Source organism: Streptomyces sp. NRRL F-5135 (genome assembly GCF_000719775.1).
Classification (GTDB): domain Bacteria; phylum Actinomycetota; class Actinomycetes; order Streptomycetales; family Streptomycetaceae; genus Streptomyces; species Streptomyces hebeiensis.
This window is the reverse complement of sequence record NZ_JOHR01000024.1, coordinates 97,612-117,127: the sequence shown is the minus strand read 5'-3', so window position 1 is coordinate 117,127 and position 19,516 is coordinate 97,612. Positions and strand designations below refer to the sequence as shown.

The following is a 19,516-nucleotide window of genomic DNA, read 5'->3' as shown; positions in this document are numbered from 1 at the left end:
ATCGACGACGCCGATCCTCCGCCTTGCGATCGCACGCACCAGACGCCGCGAGCCCCGCCCTGCGGGCGGACGGCGCTACTTTCGAAACACGCCCTAGGGCGGTTCGGAACCGTATGACCGGTGTGCCGCCCGGGCCGGGAGGGGCCGTGCGGCATACCGGTAGGGCCATTCGGCGGTAGCGGCTCCGACGTGCGACGATGTGCGGCATGTCGCAGCAGCCCCCCGTTCGGAGCACTCGCTCCCCCTCGGCGCGTCCCGACGCGTCCATGTCGCTGCTGAACAATGTGATGGATCACAGCCTGGACGAGGGGTACGCGGAGGCAGCCGCCCGCAGGGACGCCCAGGAGGGCGGGCTGCCACGCACGCTGCGCGCCAAGTTGGGGCTGGCCGCGGGCCTCGTGCTGGCGGCGTTCGTGGTGACGCTGGGGGCGGCGCAGGCGCGGATTTCCGCCCCCGTCGTGGCGAAGGAGCGCGAGGAGCTCATCGACCGGATCGACGCCGAGGCGGCCACGGCGGACGGGCTGGAGAACGCGGTCGAGGAGCTCCGCGCGGAGGTCGGCGCGCGGCAGCGCGCGGCCCTGCGCGAGCACGGTGGCGAGCAGGGCGAGCTGGTGGCGCTGCTCTCCGGGGCGACGCCGGTGTCGGGACCGGGCGTGAAGCTGGTGGTGGACGACGCCGAGAACTCCGAGTCGGACGGCGGAGGACCGCGCGAGAGCGCTGATTTCTCCGACACGGGCCGGGTCCGCGACCGGGACATGCAGCGCGTCGTCAACGGCCTGTGGGAGGCCGGGGCGGAGGCCGTCGCCATCAACGGCCAGCGGCTGACGTCCCTTTCGGCGATCCGGGCCGCGGGAGAGGCCATACTGGTCGACAACAGGCCACTGGTGCCGCCGTACACGGTGCTCGCGGTGGGGGACGGCACAGAGCTGAGCACCGCCTTCCAGGACAGCGCCGACGGCCAGTACCTGCGCACCCTGCGGAAGGACTTCGGTGTCCGCGCCACTCTCTCAGGCCAGGAAGAGGTGCGTCTGCCTGCCGCGCCGAGCCTGATCGTACGTACCGCAGAGCCGAAGGCCGCCGACGCCGGGAAGGGCAACGGGCAGAGCACGGCCGACACTGGGAAGGGCACATCGTGATCGCCGTTTTGGGTCTCGTCGTGGGGGTCGTGGTCGGGTTGTTGGCCCGGCCCGAGGTCCCGGCGGTGGTCGAACCCTATCTGCCGATCGCCGTCGTGGCGGCTCTCGACGCGGTCTTCGGCGGCCTGCGGGCCATGCTGGACGGGATCTTCGTCGACAAGGTCTTCGTCGTCTCGTTCCTCTCCAACGTGGTGGTGGCCGCGCTCATCGTCTTCCTCGGTGACAAGCTGGGCGTGGGAGCGCAGTTGTCCACGGGTGTGGTCGTCGTCTTCGGTATCCGCATCTTCTCCAACGCTGCCGCCATCCGCCGGCATGTGTTCCGGGCGTGAGGCCGATGAGTACGGACGAGACCTCCGGCGCCCGGACCTCCGGGCCGGAAAAGCCCCGTGGGACCACTGGGCCCGAGAGCCGCGGAACCGCCGAGCGGCGGTGTGCCGAGGACACCGCGCCGATGTCGCGCGCGCCACGAGGCGAGCAGGTTCCGCAGGAGTCACGAATGCCACAGCAGCCCCGTACGCCCGAGGACTTGGCGCGGAACGCCCCTGAGCCCGGAGGCCTCCACAAGCCCGTTGACCCCCACACGTCCGTTGCTCCCCATGAGCCCGGGGACTCCCGGACGTCCCCCGGCTCCCGTACGGCTGAGGCGACCCCACAGCTCACCGGGCGCCAGCGGCTGGCCGCCGGGCTGTGGCCGCCGCGGGTGACGCGCGCTCAGCTCGTCGTCGCCCTGCTGCTGTTCGGACTCGGACTCGGGCTCGCCATTCAGGTACGGTCCAATAACGACGACAGCGCGCTCAGGGGTGCCCGCCAGGAGGATCTCGTGCGCATCCTCGATGAACTGGACGACCGCACTCAGCGTCTTGAGGATGAGAAGCAGCGCCTGGACGATCAGCGGACCGAGCTGGAGAACAGTTCGGACCAGGCGGAGGAGGCGCGTAAGCAGACGTTGGAGAAGGAACAGCAACTAGGAGTCCTGGCGGGTACGGTCGCGGCACAGGGACCGGGAATCACGCTGAGTGTCGAGGACGCCGTCGGCGCCGTCGAGCCGGACATGCTGCTGGACACCGTTCAGGAGCTGCGGGCCGCGGGTGCCGAGGCGATCCAGGTCAATGACGTGAGGGTGGTCGCCGATACGTACTTCTCGGGTACGGGGGGTGACGTGCGGATCGACGGGAACCCGGTGGAGGCGCCGTACATCTTCAAGGTCATCGGCAAACCGCAGGATCTGGAGCCCGCCCTGAACATTCCTGGCGGGGTGGTCCAGACGCTGGAGAAGGAGCAGGCCACGGCCACGGTGGCACGGGCCGAGGAGATCGTTGTGAACGCCTTGCGACCGACGAAGCGGCCTGACTACGCTCGGTCGACATCGCGGTGAGGCGGGGGTGCATGGCAGCTGCCGGACGCGGGCATGAGCTTGCGGGGGGTCGGCGCACGGTCAGCGTGGTGTGTGGTGGAAACTGTCCGGTGGTTTCGGACGTTGTCAAGATGTCCGGGTCGGCAGGTGTGTTCATTCAGGGTTCGTCCTGCCCCACGGGCGGGTCTGTTTCGGTCAAGGGGAATCGCCCGTGAAGTTGTTTGCGAAATTGTTCGGCAAGAGCGCGCGCGAGGAGGGCGGCTCCGCCCGCCATCGTGCCGCGCGCCATGGTCAGGGCGAGGAGCCGGGCGGCGAGCGCCCGCTCTTCCGCGACCAGGTGGGCGGCGAGGGCCTCGGCGCGTCGTCGGTTGACCCTGCTGGTTCCGGCCGCATAGGTTCCTCGGATCCGTACGCATCAGGTGCCCCGGCGGGGCAGTCGCGGCAGGAGGACCCCACGGTGGCCGGTTTGCCGGTTTGTACGCGGTGTGGGCACCGCAATGCCGAGGCCAGTCGGTTCTGCTCCAACTGCGGAGCGCCGCTGCGGGGCGGGGTGCCCCCGGAGCGTGCTTCGGAGACGACCTCGACGATCTCCATCTCGGGCATCGAGGCCTACGACTCCGAGGCGACCGGCCAGACCGCGCTCCCCTCGCTCACTCCCGAGGCGCAGGCCGCGGTGGAGGCGCTGCCGCTGGGGTCAGCGCTCCTGGTGGTGCGGCGCGGCCCGAATTCGGGCAGCCGCTTCCTCCTGGACAGCGAGCTGACCACCGCGGGCCGTCATCCGGAGAGCGACATCTTCCTGGACGACGTGACGGTCTCGCGTCGGCACGTGGAGTTCCGCCGGGGCGCGGACGGCCGTTTCACGGTCTCGGACGTCGGCAGCCTCAACGGCACGTACGTCAACCGTGAGCAGGTCGACTCGGTCCTGCTGGCGAACGGTGACGAGGTCCAGATCGGTAAGTACCGGCTGGTCTTCTTCGCGAGCCAGCGGGGCGTGTGACCCTCGGGGAAGGTCCATGCAGGGAACACCGAAGGGCGGTGCCGGCCACGGCGCCGCCCCCCTGGGCGCCCCGCTGGTGAGCATCGGCGTGGTGCTGGCGAAGCTGCGGGACGAGTTTCCCGACGTGTCCGTCTCCAAGATCCGGTTCCTGGAGTCCGAGGGGCTGGTGGAGCCGCGCAGGACACCCTCCGGTTACCGGAAATTCAGCCCCGAGGACGTCGAGCGGCTCGCTCAGGTGCTGCGGATGCAGCGGGACCACTATCTGCCCCTGAAGGTCATCAGGGAGCATCTGGACGCCCTGGAGCGGGGCGAGCGGCCACCGCTGCCCGGCCCGCAGCGCGAAGGACCGGACGACGGCGTCTGGGAGGCGGCGGAGCAGGTTGTTCCGGCCGCCGGACGTGTCGGCCGCGAGGAACTGCTGGCCGCCGCCGGGGCCGACGAGGCCATGCTCGCGGAGTGGGAGTCGTACGGCCTGCTCCCCCCGATGCCGGACGGCGGGTACGACGCCGAGTCCGCCACGGTGGCGAAGCTGCTCGCCGATCTGGGGAAGTTCGGTCTGGAACCCCGGCATCTCAGGCTGGTGAAAGCGGCGGCCGAGCGCGAGGCCGGCCTGCTCGAACAGGTGGTGGCCCCGCTGCGCCGGCACCGTAATCCGCAGACCAGGGCCCACGCCGAGGCCACCATGCGGGAACTGGCCGCTCTCTCCGTCCGGCTGCACGCGGCACTGGTCAGATCGGCCCTGGGGACCCGCCGCCACTGACCGTGGAGGAGTCCGACTACCCAAACCGGCCGGGCACGTCCTAGGGTTGCTGTGTGAACGAGCTCGACGTAGTGGGTGTCCGGGTGGAAATGCCCTCCAACCAACCGATCGTGCTCCTGCGTGAAGTGGGAGGCGACCGGTACCTCCCCATTTGGATCGGACCGGGGGAGGCGACCGCGATCGCCTTCGCCCAGCAGGGCATGGCCCCGGCCCGGCCGCTGACCCATGATCTCTTCAAGGACGTGCTGGAAGCGGTGGGCCAGGAGCTCACCGAGGTCCGGATCACGGACCTGCGCGAAGGGGTCTTCTACGCGGAGCTGGTCTTCGCGAGCGGGGTCGAGGTGAGCGCCAGGCCGTCGGACGCCATAGCGCTCGCGCTGCGCACGGGTACGCCGATCTTCGGCAGTGACGGGGTCCTGGACGATGCCGGTATCGCCATCCCGGACGAGCAGGAGGACGAGGTGGAGAAGTTCCGCGAGTTCCTCGACCAGATCTCGCCGGAGGACTTCGGGACCAACAGCCAGTGAGACGCCGGTGAGCGCCCCGTCGGCCCGCTGCCGGCGAACATTCGGTCAGCCTTTCCCCGGAAGAGGGCACGGGAAACCACACTCAGGGTGATTATCACCCGGCGTGGCGAGTGTGGCGATCGTTGACGCACCCCGGGTGACTGCCTACCTTCGACAAGGCAGGTCAAGGACGGAGGGTCGGCGTGAGAAGCAGCGGCGACAGTACGGCGGCGAGCGGGCCGTTTCCGCTTCACAGCAGCGCGGCCGGCCCCGGCGCGGAGACGGTCGGATACCGAGGCCCGACCGCCTGCGCCGCGGCGGGCATCACCTACCGCCAACTGGACTACTGGGCGCGTACGGGACTGGTCGAGCCGAGTGTCCGGCCGGCCTACGGTTCGGGCACGCAGCGCCTGTACAGCTTCCGGGACGTCGTCGTCCTCAAGATCGTGAAGCGGTTCCTGGACACCGGGGTCGCCCTGCAGAACATCAGGGCCGCGGTCCAGCACCTGCGCGCGCGGGGGTTCCAGGATCTGGAGCGGATGACGTTGATGAGCGACGGCGCGACCGTCCACGAGTGCACCTCTCCCGACGAGGTGGTCAGCCTGCTCCAAGGGGGCCAGGGGGTCTTCGGGATCGCCGTGGGGGTCGTGTGGCGGGACGTGGAGGCCGCGCTCTCGCAGTTGCACGGGGAGCGGGTCGACACCGGCGAGACGCTGATCGGGAACAACCCGGCGGACGAACTGGCCAGGCGCCGCCGAGACCGGGCGGTCTGACCGCGCGCCTTTTTTGGGGCTCGGTTCGCGGCGGACGTGGCCACCCCGGACGTACCGGGCACCCGGCCCGGACGACGGAAGCCGAATGTCAGTGGCGTGAGGGACGATCGGCAGTGTGAGAACCGCACCGACGATCCTGCATCTGGACATGGACGCCTTCTACGCCGCGGTGGAGCAGGCGGCCAAGCCCAGTCTGCGCGGAAAACCGGTGATCGTCGGCGGGCTCGGTCCGCGCGGGGTGGTCTCGACGGCGTCGTACGAGGCGCGGCGGTTCGGGGTGCACTCGGCCATGCCCATGGCCCAGGCGCGCCGGCTGGCGCCGAACGCGGCTTTCCTCACCCCCCGCTTCCGGCTCTATCGCGAGGTCAGCGACCAGGTGATGGAGCTGCTGAGCAGGCTTTCCCCGCTGGTGGAGCCGTTGAGCCTGGACGAGGCGTTCGTGGACCTGGAGGCGGGCGGCGCGGCGGACGACACCGCCTCGGCGCGAGCGTCGGGTGAGAGGCTGCGCGCGGACATCAGGGCGGCCACCGGGCTGGCCGGGTCGGTGGGGCTGGCGGGGTCCAAGATGCTCGCCAAGATCGGCTCCGAGCAGGCCAAGCCCGACGGTCTGGTCATCATCCCGCCCGGCTCCGAGCGGGAGATGCTGGGACCCCTGACGGTCCGGACGCTGCCCGGGGTGGGACCGGCGACGGGTGAGCACCTGCGCAGGGCAGGGATGACGACGGTCGCGCATCTGGCCGAGGCGGGCGAGGACGAGCTCGTACGGCTGCTGGGCAAGGCGCACGGAGCGTCGCTGTACCGGATGGCGCGGGGCCACGACGACCGGCCGGTGGTCTCCGAGCGTGACGCCAAGTCCGTGTCGGTGGAGGACACCTTCGACGTCGACCTGCACGACCGGGTGCGGGTGCGTGCCGAGGTGGAGCGGCTCGCGGAGCGGTGCGTGCGGCGCCTGCGGGACGCGGGGCGGTCCGGGCGGACGGTGGTCCTCAAGGTCCGGCGGTACGACTTCTCGACGCTGACGCGGTCGGACACGCTGCGCGGGCCCACGGACGACCCGGTCGTGGTGCGTGAGGCGGCGGCGCGGCTGCTGGAGGCGGTGGACACCACCGGCGGCGTGCGGCTGCTGGGGGTGGGCGTGACGGGGCTGGCCGACTACACGCAGGAGGACCTCTTCGCCCAGGCGGCGGCCGACGCCCCCGTCGGCAGGGTCGGCGAGGGGAGCGCCGTTGGGGGCGGCACCCCGGCGCCGCCGGCGGACCCGGCGGCGGGAGGCGGGGACGCCGGAGGCGGGGAAGCGGGGAGCACGGCGGATGACCGACCGGCGGTCGTGGCGGGACCGGCGTCGGCCGACGCCGGGGAGGGGCCCGCGCAGCGGCGCTTCCCCGCCGGTCACGACGTGCGCCACGCCGCGTTCGGGGCGGGCTGGGTGCAGGGCAGCGGGCTGGGGAGGGTGACCGTACGGTTCGAGGAACCGGGCTCCGCGCCCGGGCGGGTGCGCACCTTCTGGGTCGACGACCCCGATCTCGAGCTCTCCGATCCGCTGCCCCTCATACCGGGGGCGGTGGCGGGCGCGGTTGTGGGGCCGGCCGACGCGGACGCGGCCGTGACGGGTGGGGGGAACGAGCGCGAAGCAACCGCGGACGGGGCGGAAGGGGGGCCGGGACCGGAGGGAAGGGCCGGGGGCGGTACGCGGGACGACGCGACGGTGGGCGGTGCGGCGGGGCCTGCCGAGGGTCAGTCGTCCTGGTCGGCGAGGCGCCCGAAGCCGCGCTCCGCGTCACGGTCCGACAGGGAGGCGGACGGGTCGGCCGGGTCGGCCGGCTCCGGAGCGGGGAGGGGGAGTCCGTAGTGGTGGTAGAGCTCCAGCTCCTGCTCGGGTGAGAGGTGACGCCCTACGCCGAAGTCGGGCGCGTCCCTGATCAGGGCGCGGCCGAAGGGGACGCGCAGCCCGCCGTCCAGCAGTGTGCTGGGCGCGAGGGGGACGAAGGCGTCGCGGCTGAAGATTCCCGTGCGGACGGCCGCCCATTCGGGGACGCCGGTCGCGTCGTCCAGATACACCTCGTCCACCGTGCCGATCTTGCGGCCGTCCCGGTCGAATGCCTTGCGCCCTATCAGGCTGCGCGGATCGATGTCGGTTTCCACCGTCGCTCCCTTCGGTCGCACTGGTCGCGTTGGTCGCACTGGTCGCTACGGAATACCAAAGTGCAGATTTCGGGCGTCGGCCACTCGAAAGCCGCCTGTAACACCGCGCTGGTAGGCTGGCAGTCGGCTGCTGACCCCATGCGGGAGAGTCCTCCGGAGAGATGGCCGGGGGCGCCGAAGGAGCAAATCCTCCCCGGAATCTCTCAGGCACCCGTACCGCATGGACGAGGTCACTCTGGAAAGCAGGGCGGGCGTCGGACGGCTCCCGCTCTCACCGACGGTGAAAGCCGGACCGTGTGCGGCGGGCCGGTGAAGCTCTCAGGTCGAGATGACAGAGGGGGAGGCCGTCCGGGTGCCCGTTCGCGCGGGTGCCTCTCGCAGGTCGTGACAGACCAGGAGGCCTCTCCATGACCGACCGTCGCATTCCGCTCGCCGAGCTGGAGCGGGGCACACCCTTCGAGCAGCGCCACATCGGGCCCGACGCGGAGGCGCGGGCGAAGATGCTGGCGCAGGTCGGCTACGGCTCGCTCGACGAGCTGACCGCCGCCGCCGTGCCCGACGCCATCAAGAGCGTGGAGGCGCTGCGGCTGCCCGGTTCCCGTACCGAGCCGGAGGTGCTGGCCGAGTTGCGGTCGCTGGCGGACCGCAACGAGGTGCGGACGTCGATGATCGGGCTCGGCTACTACGGCACCTTCACCCCGCCCGTGATCCTGCGCAACGTGCTGGAGAACCCGGCCTGGTACACCGCGTACACGCCGTACCAGCCGGAGATCTCCCAGGGCCGGCTGGAGGCGCTGCTCAACTTCCAGACCGTCGTCGCCGAGCTGACCGGACTGCCGACCTCGAGCGCCTCACTGCTCGACGAGAGCACGGCGGCGGCCGAGGCGATGGCGCTGTCGCGCCGCGTCGGCAAGGTCAAGGACGGGGTGTTCCTGGTGGACGCCGACACCCTGCCGCAGACGATCGCCGTCGTCGAGACCCGGGCCGAACCGACCGGCGTCGAGGTCGTGGTCGCCGACCTGAGCGAGGGCATCCCGGCCGAGGTGGCCGAGCGCGGTGTCTTCGGAGTGCTGCTCCAGTACCCGGGCGCCTCCGGGGCCGTCCGCGACCTCGGGCCCGTGATCGAACGGGCCCACGAACTCGGCGCGGTGGTCACCGTCGCCGCCGATCTGCTGGCGCTGACGCTCCTCACCCCGCCCGGGGAACTGGGCGCGGACATCGCGGTCGGCACCACCCAGCGCTTCGGCGTCCCGATGGGCTTCGGCGGCCCGCACGCCGGCTACATGTCCGTACGGGAGAACTTCGCGCGCAACCTGCCGGGCCGGCTGGTCGGGGTGTCCGTGGACGCCGACGGGGACCGGGCGTACCGGCTGGCGCTCCAGACGCGGGAGCAGCACATCCGCCGGGAGAAGGCCACGAGCAACATCTGCACCGCGCAGGTCCTGCTGGCCGTCATGGCCGGGATGTACGCCGTGTACCACGGCCCGGACGGGCTGCGGGCGATCGCGCGCCGCACCCACCGGTACGCGGCGCTGCTCGCCGAGGGGCTGCGCGCGGGCGGGGTGGAGGTCGTGCACGGCGCGTTCTTCGACACGCTGACGGCCCGGGTCCCGGGCCGGGCCGCCGAGGTCGTCGCCGCGGCCCTGGCGAGCGGGATCAACCTCCGCCTCGTGGACGGGGACCACGTCTCGGTCGCCTGTGACGAGACGACGGGCCGTGCCCAGCTGACCGCGGTGTGGGCCGCCTTCGGGGTGGCCGCCGACATCGAGGCGCTCGACGCGGCCACGGACGACGCCCTGCCGGCCGGTCTGCTGCGCGCCGACTCGTATCTGACGCACCCGGTCTTCCACCGTCACCGCTCCGAGACGGCGATGCTGCGCTACCTGCGCCGGCTCGCCGACCGGGACTACGCGCTGGACCGGGGCATGATCCCGCTCGGCTCCTGCACGATGAAGCTGAACGCGACCACGGAGATGGAGCCGGTCACCTGGCCCGAGTTCGGGGCGCTGCACCCGTTCGCGCCGGCGGAGCAGGCGAGCGGCTATCTGACGCTGATCCGGGAGCTGGAGGAGCGGCTCGCCGAGGTCACCGGGTACGACGCGGTGTCCCTCCAGCCGAACGCCGGCTCGCAGGGGGAGCTGGCCGGTCTGCTGGCCGTACGGGCGTACCACCGCGCCAACGGCGACACCGGCCGCACGGTCTGTCTCATCCCCTCCTCCGCGCACGGGACGAACGCCGCGAGCGCGGTGATGGCCGGGATGAAGGTCGTCGTCGTCAAGACCGGTGAGAACGGTGACGTGGACCTGGCGGACCTGCACGCCAAGATCGAACGGCACGGCGCGGAGCTGGCCGTCCTCATGGTCACCTACCCCTCCACGCACGGCGTTTTCGAGGAGCACATCGGGGACATCTGCGCGGCCGTGCACGACGCGGGCGGGCAGGTCTACGTCGACGGCGCGAACCTCAACGCGCTGGTGGGGCTGGCGAAGCCGGGCCGGTTCGGCTCGGACGTGTCGCACCTGAATCTGCACAAGACGTTCTGCATCCCGCACGGCGGCGGTGGCCCGGGGGTCGGTCCCGTCGGCGTACGGGCGCATCTCGCGCCGTACCTGCCGAACCACCCGCTCCAGCCGGCGGCCGGGCCCGGGACGGGCGTCGGGCCCGTCTCGGCGGCTCCCTGGGGCTCGGCGGGCATCCTGCCCATCTCCTGGGCGTACGTGCGGCTGATGGGCGGCGAGGGGCTGAAGCGGGCGACCCAGGTCGCCGTGCTCGCCGCCAACTACGTCGCCAAGCGACTGGAGCCGCACTACCCGGTGCTCTACACCGGTCCGGCCGGTCTGGTGGCGCACGAGTGCATCGTGGATCTTCGGCCGCTGTCCAAGGCCACGGGAGTGAGCGTCGACGACATCGCGAAGCGGCTGATCGACTACGGCTTCCACGCGCCGACGATGTCGTTCCCCGTGGCGGGCACGCTGATGATCGAGCCCACCGAGAGCGAGGACCTGGCGGAGATCGACCGGTTCTGCGAGGCGATGATCGCGATCCGCCGGGAGATCGACAAGGTCGCGTCGGGGGAGTGGCCGGCGGACGACAACCCGCTGCGCAACGCCCCGCACACGGCCGCCGCGCTGGGCGGCGAGTGGGACCGTCCGTACAGCCGTACCGAGGCGGCCTTCCCGGCCGGTGTCTCGGCCGCCGACAAGTACTGGCCGCCGGTCCGCCGGATCGACGGCGCGTTCGGCGACCGCAACCTGGTCTGCTCCTGCCCGCCGCTTGACGCGTACGACGACTGACCGTCCGGGGCGCCGGGCAGGCCGTCCGGCCGGGGCCGTGGTCCCGGCCGCTCGGCGCCCGAGGGGCCGAACGGCCCGGTCCCCGCGCCCGATGTGACCGGTACGGTGCCGGGCCGGTCGGAGAGCGGTTTCCGGGCCGGCCTCGCGGCGGCGGGAGAACCAGGCGGAAGCGACCGGTCCGGCTCGGCCGAAGTGCCGGGTCGGCCGACGGAGCACGGGGCAGCCGACGGAGCACCGAGCCGGTCGACGTGCCGAGCCGGCCCCGACGGGCGCTGGATCGCCGGCCGCGCCGGGTCAGGACCGACAGGGCGGGGGCGCCGCGGGCGGCATGCCGCCCACCCGTTGTCCGCCGGGCGCTCGGGACGCTCCGGCCGCGCCGTGGCGGCGCGTCAGGCCGCCGTGATCGTCTGCCCGCCGCGCGACGACCGGTGCGGGGCGATGATCTTGCCGTCCGGCAGCAGCTCGCCGGTGTCCTCGAAGACGAGGACACCGTTGCACAGCAGACTCCAGCCCTGCTCCGGGTGGTGCGCCAGCAATCGTGCGGCGTCGCGGTCGGCGGAATCGGCTGTCGGACAGGCTGGCTGGTGCTGGCACATGGATGGGTTCTTTCGCTGCGTCGTGGTGTGTGTCCCGCGGCTTGACGTCGTCATGGCCGCTCCCCCGTATCTGTCTGGTCCGGTCCTAGTGTTGCCCCACGGACGGCGATCCGCAGGGATTTCGCGGCAGCTCTCCTTTCTGCTCAAAGACGTATCACCCGCACGGACGGTTCAGCTCAACTCGCCGGTCTTTTCGGGTGGTTCGACGTGGCCGAAGAGAACTAGTGTCCCTCCGGCGGCCCGTTCGCGGGCGTGGGACGCGCCCGGCGCGCCGGGTCGGTACCGCGGAACGCGCCGGTGCCCCGTGACCGGTGAGGTCGCGGGGCACCGAAGAGGCGCACGGGACGAGCGGGGCGGGAGCCCGTCATTCCCGTCAGGCCGGAGCGCGCAGCAGTGGCGGTGCCGCCCCGAGCCGTAGCCCGATCACCGGCAGCAGATCGGCGACCCGGTGCGGGCGGTGGGCCGCGATGCCCGGCGGGGCCGGTGCGAGAGGCACCAGGATGTCGGCCGGCCCGAGCGCGCCCTCGGCGGCGTCGTCCCGCGTGTCCTCGTGCAGCCAGAGCGCGAGCATGTAGAGCTCGGCCACCCACAACAGCCGCGGCTGGTACGGCGTGGTCAGCGACTCGGTCTGGCGCAGCGCGCGCTCCGTGGCGGTGAGGTAGGGGCCCTCGAAGAAGCGGGAGAACGCCCAGCCGTCCGCGGTGAGCATCGCGTCGGCGGCGGCGACCGCTCGGTCACCGCTGCGGATCAGGAAGCGCCAGCCGGTCAATCTGGTCCGTGGCGCCCGGCCCGCGGCTGCCGCTTCTCCCGCCGGCGCGACCAGGTCGAGCGTGTGGAGGGGCAGGGGCATTTCGGGGGTCAGCGGCCCCGGGGCGGCCTGGAGCGCCGGTGTGCGGGCATCGCGCACGGCGGTGGGGGAACTGAGTGCCGCGAGAACGCTGCGCAGGGCAGGCGCGGGGGCCGGAGGAACATGCAGCGGCATGGTGGGTTGCCTCTCACTTCAGGAGACACAGGGGTGATGCGTGAAGGGGAGCGTGAACCGGTGCGGACGTCACTGTCAGCGTGCGGGGTCAGAGGTGGGCCTCACAGATCGCAATGCCGGGACGCCGACTCTCCGCCTCGTACGCGAAGTTTATACGACATGTGTTCACGCCAGGTTTCTTCTAGCTCTCGCCGATATTGCGGACAAGGCGATATCCGGACCTCGTCCGGTGCGGTTACTGTGGATAAACGGCGAAGGCACGCGTCTGGCCTGGGTCGATTCCTTCGAACGGGTCGGCTGAAAATCACCACCAACTCTTCGGCGTTTTTCCCCGGATGTCGGGCATCGGAAACGCCGTAGTCAACGCCATGCCAAAGGAATGTGCCGATCGACCGGGGGCACCACTGTAGCGGTCGGCCGCCGTCCGTGGGGGTCCGTCGGCCGACCGGGACGTTATGGATCACGCTGTGTGGGCATTATCGATCGTGACGCGATGCTCGTGCCGCGGGCTGCCCACGAGGAGGGACACTTCGATGGGGGAGAAGGTCGAGGCGGGCGGTTCCGACCTGTCCGATCGGCAGAAATACCGCAGGAAGCTCCAGCAGTGCCTGGCGGTACTGGAGCGGTTGCTGGCGGACGGGAGGTTCGACCGCCCCAAGAATCTGATGGGGCTGGAGATCGAGCTCAATCTCGCGGGCACCGACGGGATGCCCCGGATGCTGAATGCGGAGGTGCTGCGGCGCATCGCGAGCGGGGATTTCCAGACCGAACTCGGCATGTTCAACATGGAAGTAAATATCGCTCCGCACCGTATCGGCGGTCGGGTCCTCGATCAGCTCGCGGAGGAACTGCGCGCCGGGCTCGGATATGCTCACCGTAAAGCGCGTGAGGTCGACGCGGGGATCGTGATGATCGGAATTCTCCCCACCCTCACCCAGCACGACGTGGTCTCCGAGAATCTCTCGGACGTCCGCCGCTACGCACTCCTGAACGAGCAGATGCACGCGGCCCGCGGGGAGGATTTCACGCTGGACATCGAAGGGGTGGAACGGCTGTCCACCACCTCGTCGTCGATAGCCCCGGAAGCGGCCTGCACCTCCGTGCAACTGCACCTCCAGGTGACGCCGGACCGCTTCGCCGATGTGTGGAACGCCGCGGAGGCCGTGGCATCGGTCCAGGTGGCACTGGGTGCCAATGCTCCGTTCCTGTTCGGCCGCGAGCTGTGGCGCGAGTCCCGGCCGCCGCTGTTCGAACAGGCCACCGACACCCGCCCGCCCGAGCTCAAGGCGCAGGGCGTGCGCCCCAGGACCTGGTTCGGCGAGCGCTGGATCGACTCCGCGTACGACCTTTTCGAGGAGAACCTCCGCTACTTCCCGCCCGTGCTGCCGATCTGCGACGACGAGGACCCGCAGCGGGTCCTGGACGCCGGCGGTGTGCCGGGGCTCCCGGAACTGGCGCTGCACAACGGCACGGTCTACCGCTGGAACCGCCCGGTGTACGAGGTCGTCGACGGCGTACCGCACCTACGGGTGGAGAACCGGGTGCTGCCCTCCGGCCCCACGGTCACCGACGTCGTCGCCAACGCGGCGTTCTACTATGGCCTGGTGCGGGCGCTCGCCGAGGACGTCAGGCCGGTCTGGAGCAGACTGTCCTTCGCCGAGGCAGCGGAGAACTTCGACGTGGCGTGCCGGTACGGCATCGACGCCGAGCTGCGCTGGCCACGCCCGGGCCGGGCGGGCGGGACCACGAGCGTTCCGGTGGTCAAGCTCGTACGGGACGAGCTGCTGCCGCTCGCCGCCGCGGGCCTCGACGCCTGGCAGGTCGAGCCGGCGGACCGTGACTTCTACCTCGGGGTGATCGAGGAGCGGTGCAAGCGGCGGGTGAACGGGGCGTCGTGGCAGGTGGACACGTTCCACCGGGCGCTGGAGGCCGGGCTGGACCGGGACGCCGCACTCGCCGCCACCACCCGCCGCTACTGTGAGCTGATGCACGCGGGCGAGCCGGTGCACACCTGGCCCGCCGGATTCCCCGCGCGGGCCGCGGTCCGGGCGGTGTGAGCGGTTCCGGTGCGAGTGGTACCGGTGAGGGCGGCTCCGGCGTGAGGCGTGGTCCGCCCGGGCGGCACCAGTGGACGTGCGCGCGGTGCGAGCCGTCGTCCGTCCGGCGGCGATACGAGTGTGGTCGCGCGGGCGGTGCGAGCCGTCGGATCCGGGCCTGACCGCACTCTCTCCGGGCCGGTCGGGCAAGCTGTGAGGTCACAGGATCTGGCCCTCGGCCGGTCGCGTGCGCTCCGGCGTTCCCGCGCGCCCGTCGGCGACACCACGGGTCCGGGGACGACTCAACTGGAGGCACGTGTGCGGGTGGAGGCGGGGCGGATGGCAGGTTCCTTTCCTCAGGAGGCCATCTCGCGGAAGACCCTGCGGCACGAGACCGTGCTCGTGCTGGCTCTCTCGCTGGGCGCGAGCGGGGTGTCGGCGCTCATCAGCTTCATCGGCTCGGTGACCAGGCCCGAGTCGCTGGGCAGCCAGGCGGCCAACCTCAATTCGTCGGCCGCCCCGGGACGGCCCTGGCTGGACCTGGCCTGGCAGCTGTTCGGCATCAGCACCGCCCTGGTGCCGGTCGCCCTGGTCGCGCATCTGCTGCTGCGCGAGGGCAGCGGCGTGCGGGACATCGGCTTCGACGGCCGTCGGCCCTGGCCGGACCTGGGACGGGGCGCGCTGGTGGCGGCGGGGATCGGCAGCACGGGGCTGGCGTTCTACCTGGCGATGCAGGCGGCGGGGTTCAACCTGACCGTGGTCCCGGAGTCGCTGCCGAACGTCTGGTGGAAGTTCCCGGTCCTGATCCTGTCGGCGGTGCAGAACTCCGTGCTGGAGGAGGTCATCGTCGTCGGCTACCTGCTCCGCAGGCTGGGGCAGCTGGGCTGGACGCCGACGGCCGCCCTGGCGGCGAGTTCGGTGCTGCGCGGCTCCTACCACCTGTACCAGGGCGTCGGCGGCTTCGTCGGCAACATGGTGATGGGCGTCGTGTTCGTGCTGCTGTACCGGCGCTGGGGGCGGGTCGGTCCGCTGGTGGTGGCGCACGCGCTCCTCGACATCGGCGCCTTCCTCGGCTACGCGCTGCTGGCGGGCAAGGTGGGCTGGCTGCCGACGGTGTAGCGGGACCGGGCGTCCGTGCGCCGCCGGACCGAGCGGCGTACGGAGGCCCGGGACGGCGGCGTACGGACGGGGCGGGCGGCGCGCGGGCGTCGCCCCGGCATCCGGTCTGCCGTGCGGCGTCACGCGTCGGGGGAGCTGAACAGTTCGCCGTCGATGACCGTCACCGCCCGGCCGGTCAGCAGCGTCCGCTCGCCGCGCAGTGCCGTACGCACGAACCCGGTGCGGGCCGAGACCTGGAGCCCGGTCAGGTCCGCACGGCCGAGGGCCGCCGCCCAGAACGGCGCGAGCGCGGTGTGCGCGCTGCCCGTCACCGGGTCCTCGGCGATTCCGACGGCCGGGAAGAAACCGCGCGAGACGAAGTCGTAGCCGCCCGCGGGGTCCTCGGCGACGGCCGTGGCGATGACGCCGCGCCGGGAGTGGGCGGTGAGCGCGCCGAAGTCGGGGGCGAGGGCCCGTACGGTCCGCTCGTCGGCGAACTCCACCAGCAGGTCGCCGAGATCCTCCGACGTGTCGTACGCGGATACCGGCTCGGCTCCCAGCGCCGCGGCGATCCCCTCGGGGATCTCCACCCGCGTCAGGGAGGACGTCGGGAAGTCGAGGGTGATCGAGCCGTCGTCGTGCGTGGTGGCGCCGAGGATCCCCGCACGGGCGGCGAAGCGCACCGTTCCGCTCGCACGGCCCGCCGAGCGCAGGACATGGGCCGTGGCCAGGGTGGCGTGACCGCACATGTCCACTTCCGTCGTGGGCGTGAACCAGCGCAGCGCCCAGTCGGCGTCGCCGCCGGCCGGCAGGGGGTGGGCGAAGGCGGTCTCGGACAGGTTCACCTCGGCCGCCACCCGCTGGAGCCAGGAGTCGTCGGGGAACGGCCCGGCGTCAAGGAGCAGGACCCCGGCGGGATTGCCGCCGAAGGGCCGGTCGGTGAAGGCGTCGACGATTCGAATCCGCATGCGCCGAGCCTAGGCCCAGTCCGAGGCCGGGTCCCAGGCAGCGTGTGTCTTGTCGTGCGATCGGTTCCGATATATCGTTGAGATATCGCGACCGATCAACGATGAATGGAGCGAAGCGATGCGTCCACATGGACATGAACACGGACACGAATACGGCCACGGGCGTGGATCAGGGGCCGGGCACTGCGGGCCCGGTCAGCACCTCCGGGGCGAGTTCGAGGGCCTGCGGCGGGCCTTCGGGCCGTTCGGGCCGCCCTTCGGGGGGCCGGGCGGTCCTTTCGGCGGCCCGTTCGAGCGCGGCGGCCGGGGGCGCGGCGGCCGGGGGCGGGCACGCCGCGGCGATGTGCGTGCCTCGATCCTGGTACTGCTCAAGGACCGGCCCATGCACGGCTACGAGATGATCCAGGAGATCGGCGAGCGCAGCGGCGGCGCCTGGCGGCCCAGCCCCGGGTCGGTGTACCCGACCCTCCAACTGCTGGAGGACGAGGGGATGATCACCAGCGAGAGCGGCGGCGGCAAGAAGCTGTTCACGCTCACCGAGGCCGGCCGTACCGAGGCCGAGTCGGTGCCGGACACCCCCTGGGAAGAGGCCGGGCGCGGCATCGACTGGGAGACGATGAACGAGATCCGGCAGGCCGGTTTCGGGCTGATGGAGGCGTTCGGTCAGGTCTGGCGGACCGGCACGCCCGAGCAGCGGCAGAAGGCCGTCGAGATCATCAACGATTCCCGCAAGAAGCTGTACCTGGTACTCGCCGACGAGGACGCCTGACCGGGCCCGGCCGGGTGGTCGGCAGGGTGTTCGGTCGCGCGCCCGGGTGCCGCCGGGGCTCCGGTGCGCCGGGGGCGTTCCGGGGGAGACCCGGGGTGATCTCATCCGTAAGGATGAGGAGCGGCGCAGGCGTGCACCACTCCGGTGGGATGCGGAAATGCTTCCCACCGGGGATGCCTCGGGCAGAGGGGACTGATGGGGTGGCAGTGTGCGAAATCCACCTCCGTGTGTCCCGGGCTCGTCAGCGGTGACGCGCGTCGGCTCCCCGCCCGCCCCGGCCGGCCTCCGGGCGTCCGGCCGCGCCCAGCAGCCCCCGCGCTCCCGGGCGCACGTCGAGGACGACGGCCGGCTCACCGCGGAACTCGCCGAGGCCCTGTCGGGCGCGCGCCGCAGGGCGCGGCGCGACGGGGACGGGCAGATCGACACGGCCCACCTGCTGCATTCCCTGCTGGAGGCGGACCCGGAGGTGCGCGCGGCGCTCGGCGGTGTCGGCGACAGCGGCGGTGACGCACCGGTGATCAGGGTGCTCGGCTACCTCGTACAGCGCAGCATCGGCTACGGACTGCGCTGGCACGGCAGGGTGGAGGACTCCGGGGCCGTTCCGGTCGTACGGTCCCGGGCCGGGCGGACCGTGGCCGGCTGGTCGCCGTCCGCCGTCTCCGCCCTGGGGCACGCGTGGGAGTGGGCGTCCCGTCGTGCGGATCCGCGCGTCCACGGCCTCGACGTGCTCGCGGCGCTCGCCGCCGACCACGAGTGCCGGGCCGTCGAGGTGATGGAGCGCGCCGGGGTCGACACACGGGCGCTGGCCGGGCGGCTCCACCGGGCGTCCCGACGGGCACCGTCCCGACAGGTGTCGTCTCGACAGGTGTCATAAGGGTGACGCTCCTGTACTCAGCTGTCATGATGGCGGCATGCACGGGCGACAGGGGAGGAGCGTCGGCCTGGGGCTCGCCCTGGCGTCGGCGTTCGCGTTCGGAGGTTCGGGTGTCGCGGCCAAGCCGCTGATCGAAGCGGGGCTGGACCCGCTGCACGTGGTCTGGCTCCGGGTCACCGGCGCGGCCGTCGTGATGCTGCCCGTGGCCTGGCGCCACCGTGCGCTGCTGCGCCGCAGCCCCACCCTCCTCGCCGGATTCGGCCTGTTCGCCGTGGCGGGCGTGCAAGCCTGTTACTTCGCGGCCGTGGCGCGTATCCCGGTGGGGGTCGCGCTGCTCATCGAGTACCTCGGCCCGGCGCTCGTGCTGCTCTGGGTGCGCTTCGTCCAGCGGCGGCCCGTGACCCGCGCCGCGGCGGTCGGGGTGGTCCTGGCGGTCGGCGGACTCGCCTGCGTCGTCGAGGTCTGGTCGGGGCTGGGCTTCGACCCCTGGGGTGTCCTGCTCGCACTCGGCGCCGCTTTCTGCCAGGTCAGCTACTTCCTGCTGGCCGACCACGGCGGCAGTGGCGGGGCGCGGGAGGCGGTCGGGGACACCGGGGAGCGGGCGGAGGAGGCGGAGCGGGCCGAGCGAACAGATCGGGTCGAGCCGACGGAGCGGGCCGACCCATTGGGTGTGGTCGCGTACGGGCTGCTCGTCGGAGCCGTCGTCCTGACCCTCGTGGCCCGCCCCTGGGGCATGGACCGGTCGGTGCTCAGCGGCGACGTCGACCTGGGCACCTCGCGCGTGCCGGCGCTCCTGCTGCTGGGCTGGGTGGTGCTGATCGCCACCGTGCTCGCCTACACGACGGGCGTGCTCGCCGTGCGCGGGCTCTCGCCCCAGGTGGCGGGCGTCGTGGCCTGCCTGGAGGCGGTGGTGGCGACCGTACTGGCCTGGGTGCTGCTGCGGGAGCACCTCGCGCTGCCGCAGATCCTCGGCGGCGCTCTCGTGCTGACCGGCGCGTTCATCGCCCAGTCCACGACACCGAAGGCCCCGTCGGGGCCGGTGGCCGGCGGACCGGGAAAGGGCGCCGTGGCGATCGGCGGGGGAGCCGAAGCGAGTGGTGTGCCCGAGGTGGGTGGCGTGGCCGACGCGGGGGGCGATCGGGTGCCGTTGTCCGAGGAACGTTCCGGCCCGTAAGGTACCGCGCATGCGTATGAACGTACTTTCGCCGCCCGCCGCATAGCGCGGGCGGCTC

At 72.0% G+C, this 19,516-nt stretch carries 18 protein-coding genes and 1 riboswitch; of the genes, 14 read left to right on the top strand and 4 right to left on the bottom strand.

The features are described 5' to 3' along the window. Window positions 1–206: 206 nt before the first annotated feature. The 8 genes from IG02_RS0131735 (at window position 207) to IG02_RS0131700 (ending at window position 7,375) form a co-directional block, all read left to right on the top strand. Complete coding sequence (locus tag IG02_RS0131735; RefSeq protein ID WP_037804819.1) at window positions 207–1,136, top strand: DUF881 domain-containing protein; 930 nt, start codon at window positions 207–209, stop codon at window positions 1,134–1,136. After that, window positions 1,133–1,465, top strand: coding sequence for a small basic family protein (locus IG02_RS0131730; RefSeq protein WP_030755737.1), 333 nt, complete (start codon window positions 1,133–1,135; stop codon window positions 1,463–1,465). Before IG02_RS0131735 ends, IG02_RS0131730 begins: the two co-directional genes overlap by 4 nt. Before the next feature lie 167 nt (window positions 1,466–1,632). Beyond that, the gene (locus IG02_RS0131725) at window positions 1,633–2,511 is read left to right on the top strand and encodes a DUF881 domain-containing protein (protein WP_051765978.1); all 879 of its coding nucleotides are present in this window, start codon (window positions 1,633–1,635) and stop codon (window positions 2,509–2,511) included. A 148-nt stretch (window positions 2,512–2,659) separates the two neighbouring features. Then, window positions 2,660–3,487: an FHA domain-containing protein gene (locus IG02_RS40030; protein ID WP_234314986.1), complete on the top strand. Its 828-nt coding sequence runs from the start codon at window positions 2,660–2,662 to the stop codon at window positions 3,485–3,487. Window positions 3,488–3,503: 16 nt separating this feature from the next. Beyond that, a complete protein-coding gene (locus IG02_RS0131715; RefSeq protein WP_030755729.1) occupies window positions 3,504–4,247 on the top strand; it encodes a MerR family transcriptional regulator in 744 nt (247 codons plus the stop codon). 53 nt (window positions 4,248–4,300) lie between these two features. Next, window positions 4,301–4,774, top strand: coding sequence for a bifunctional nuclease family protein (locus IG02_RS0131710; protein ID WP_005475662.1), 474 nt, complete (start codon window positions 4,301–4,303; stop codon window positions 4,772–4,774). A gap of 182 nt (window positions 4,775–4,956) precedes the next feature. Next, window positions 4,957–5,526, top strand: a complete 570-nt coding sequence (locus IG02_RS0131705) for a MerR family transcriptional regulator (RefSeq protein ID WP_030755724.1) — start codon at window positions 4,957–4,959, stop codon at window positions 5,524–5,526. Window positions 5,527–5,641: 115 nt separating this feature from the next. Next, complete coding sequence (locus tag IG02_RS0131700; protein WP_078854987.1) at window positions 5,642–7,375, top strand: DNA polymerase IV; 1,734 nt, start codon at window positions 5,642–5,644, stop codon at window positions 7,373–7,375. Here IG02_RS0131700 and IG02_RS0131695 read toward each other — a convergent pair. Further along, window positions 7,261–7,668 (bottom strand): PRC-barrel domain-containing protein, encoded by a 408-nt coding sequence (locus IG02_RS0131695; protein WP_030755720.1) that lies wholly within the window; start codon window positions 7,666–7,668, stop codon window positions 7,261–7,263. The two genes, IG02_RS0131700 and IG02_RS0131695, sit on opposite strands and share 115 nt — an antisense overlap. A 131-nt stretch (window positions 7,669–7,799) precedes the next feature. Next, window positions 7,800–7,897: riboswitch (glycine riboswitch) on the top strand. Window positions 7,898–8,075: 178 nt separating this feature from the next. On the opposite strand from IG02_RS0131695, the gene gcvP reads away from it, so the two are divergent. Next, window positions 8,076–10,961 (top strand): aminomethyl-transferring glycine dehydrogenase, encoded by a 2,886-nt coding sequence (gcvP, locus tag IG02_RS0131690; RefSeq protein WP_030755718.1) that lies wholly within the window; start codon window positions 8,076–8,078, stop codon window positions 10,959–10,961. A gap of 389 nt (window positions 10,962–11,350) precedes the next feature. On the opposite strand, the gene IG02_RS0131685 is transcribed toward gcvP, so the two are convergent. Together IG02_RS0131685 and IG02_RS0131680 are read right to left on the bottom strand one after the other, a co-directional pair. After that, on the bottom strand, window positions 11,351–11,557 hold the full coding sequence (locus IG02_RS0131685) for a DUF5999 family protein (protein ID WP_030755715.1): 207 nt from the start codon (window positions 11,555–11,557) through the stop codon (window positions 11,351–11,353). 373 nt (window positions 11,558–11,930) lie between these two features. Continuing rightward, entirely contained in the window at window positions 11,931–12,539 is a 609-nt protein-coding gene (locus tag IG02_RS0131680; protein WP_030755712.1) for a hypothetical protein, read from the bottom strand. A 533-nt stretch (window positions 12,540–13,072) separates the two neighbouring features. Between IG02_RS0131680 and IG02_RS0131675 the strand changes: the two genes are divergently transcribed. Beyond that, window positions 13,073–14,596: a glutamate--cysteine ligase gene (locus tag IG02_RS0131675; RefSeq protein ID WP_030755709.1), complete on the top strand. Its 1,524-nt coding sequence runs from the start codon at window positions 13,073–13,075 to the stop codon at window positions 14,594–14,596. A gap of 297 nt (window positions 14,597–14,893) precedes the next feature. Further along, the gene (locus tag IG02_RS0131670) at window positions 14,894–15,694 is read left to right on the top strand and encodes a CPBP family intramembrane glutamic endopeptidase (protein WP_030755705.1); all 801 of its coding nucleotides are present in this window, start codon (window positions 14,894–14,896) and stop codon (window positions 15,692–15,694) included. Window positions 15,695–15,813: 119 nt separating this feature from the next. Here IG02_RS0131670 and IG02_RS0131665 read toward each other — a convergent pair whose 3' ends face one another. Then, window positions 15,814–16,641, bottom strand: coding sequence for a PhzF family phenazine biosynthesis protein (locus tag IG02_RS0131665; protein ID WP_030755702.1), 828 nt, complete (start codon window positions 16,639–16,641; stop codon window positions 15,814–15,816). Window positions 16,642–16,759: 118 nt separating this feature from the next. Here IG02_RS0131665 and IG02_RS0131660 point away from each other — a divergent pair, with 118 nt between their 5' ends. The 3 genes from IG02_RS0131660 (at window position 16,760) to IG02_RS0131650 (ending at window position 19,458) form a co-directional block, all read left to right on the top strand. After that, on the top strand, window positions 16,760–17,410 hold the full coding sequence (locus IG02_RS0131660) for a PadR family transcriptional regulator (protein ID WP_030755699.1): 651 nt from the start codon (window positions 16,760–16,762) through the stop codon (window positions 17,408–17,410). Between the two features lie 247 nt (window positions 17,411–17,657). Continuing rightward, entirely contained in the window at window positions 17,658–18,284 is a 627-nt protein-coding gene (locus IG02_RS0131655) for a Clp protease N-terminal domain-containing protein (protein WP_051765975.1), read from the top strand. 37 nt (window positions 18,285–18,321) lie between these two features. Continuing rightward, entirely contained in the window at window positions 18,322–19,458 is a 1,137-nt protein-coding gene (locus tag IG02_RS0131650) for an EamA family transporter (protein ID WP_078854986.1), read from the top strand. The last annotated feature ends 58 nt before the right edge of the window (window positions 19,459–19,516 follow it).

Coding starts and splice junctions, on each gene's coding strand:
- IG02_RS0131680 (WP_030755712.1), bottom strand. CDS start 12,539: ATGCCGCTGCATGTTCCTCCGGCCCCCGCGCCTGCCCTGCGCAGCGTT.
- gcvP (WP_030755718.1), top strand. CDS start 8,076: ATGACCGACCGTCGCATTCCGCTCGCCGAGCTGGAGCGGGGCACACCC.
- IG02_RS0131665 (WP_030755702.1), bottom strand. CDS start 16,641: ATGCGGATTCGAATCGTCGACGCCTTCACCGACCGGCCCTTCGGCGGC.
- IG02_RS0131735 (WP_037804819.1), top strand. CDS start 207: ATGTCGCAGCAGCCCCCCGTTCGGAGCACTCGCTCCCCCTCGGCGCGT.
- IG02_RS0131675 (WP_030755709.1), top strand. CDS start 13,073: ATGGGGGAGAAGGTCGAGGCGGGCGGTTCCGACCTGTCCGATCGGCAG.
- IG02_RS0131715 (WP_030755729.1), top strand. CDS start 3,504: ATGCAGGGAACACCGAAGGGCGGTGCCGGCCACGGCGCCGCCCCCCTG.
- IG02_RS0131685 (WP_030755715.1), bottom strand. CDS start 11,557: ATGTGCCAGCACCAGCCAGCCTGTCCGACAGCCGATTCCGCCGACCGC.
- IG02_RS0131650 (WP_078854986.1), top strand. CDS start 18,322: ATGCACGGGCGACAGGGGAGGAGCGTCGGCCTGGGGCTCGCCCTGGCG.
- IG02_RS0131660 (WP_030755699.1), top strand. CDS start 16,760: ATGCGTCCACATGGACATGAACACGGACACGAATACGGCCACGGGCGT.
- IG02_RS0131725 (WP_051765978.1), top strand. CDS start 1,633: ATGCCACAGCAGCCCCGTACGCCCGAGGACTTGGCGCGGAACGCCCCT.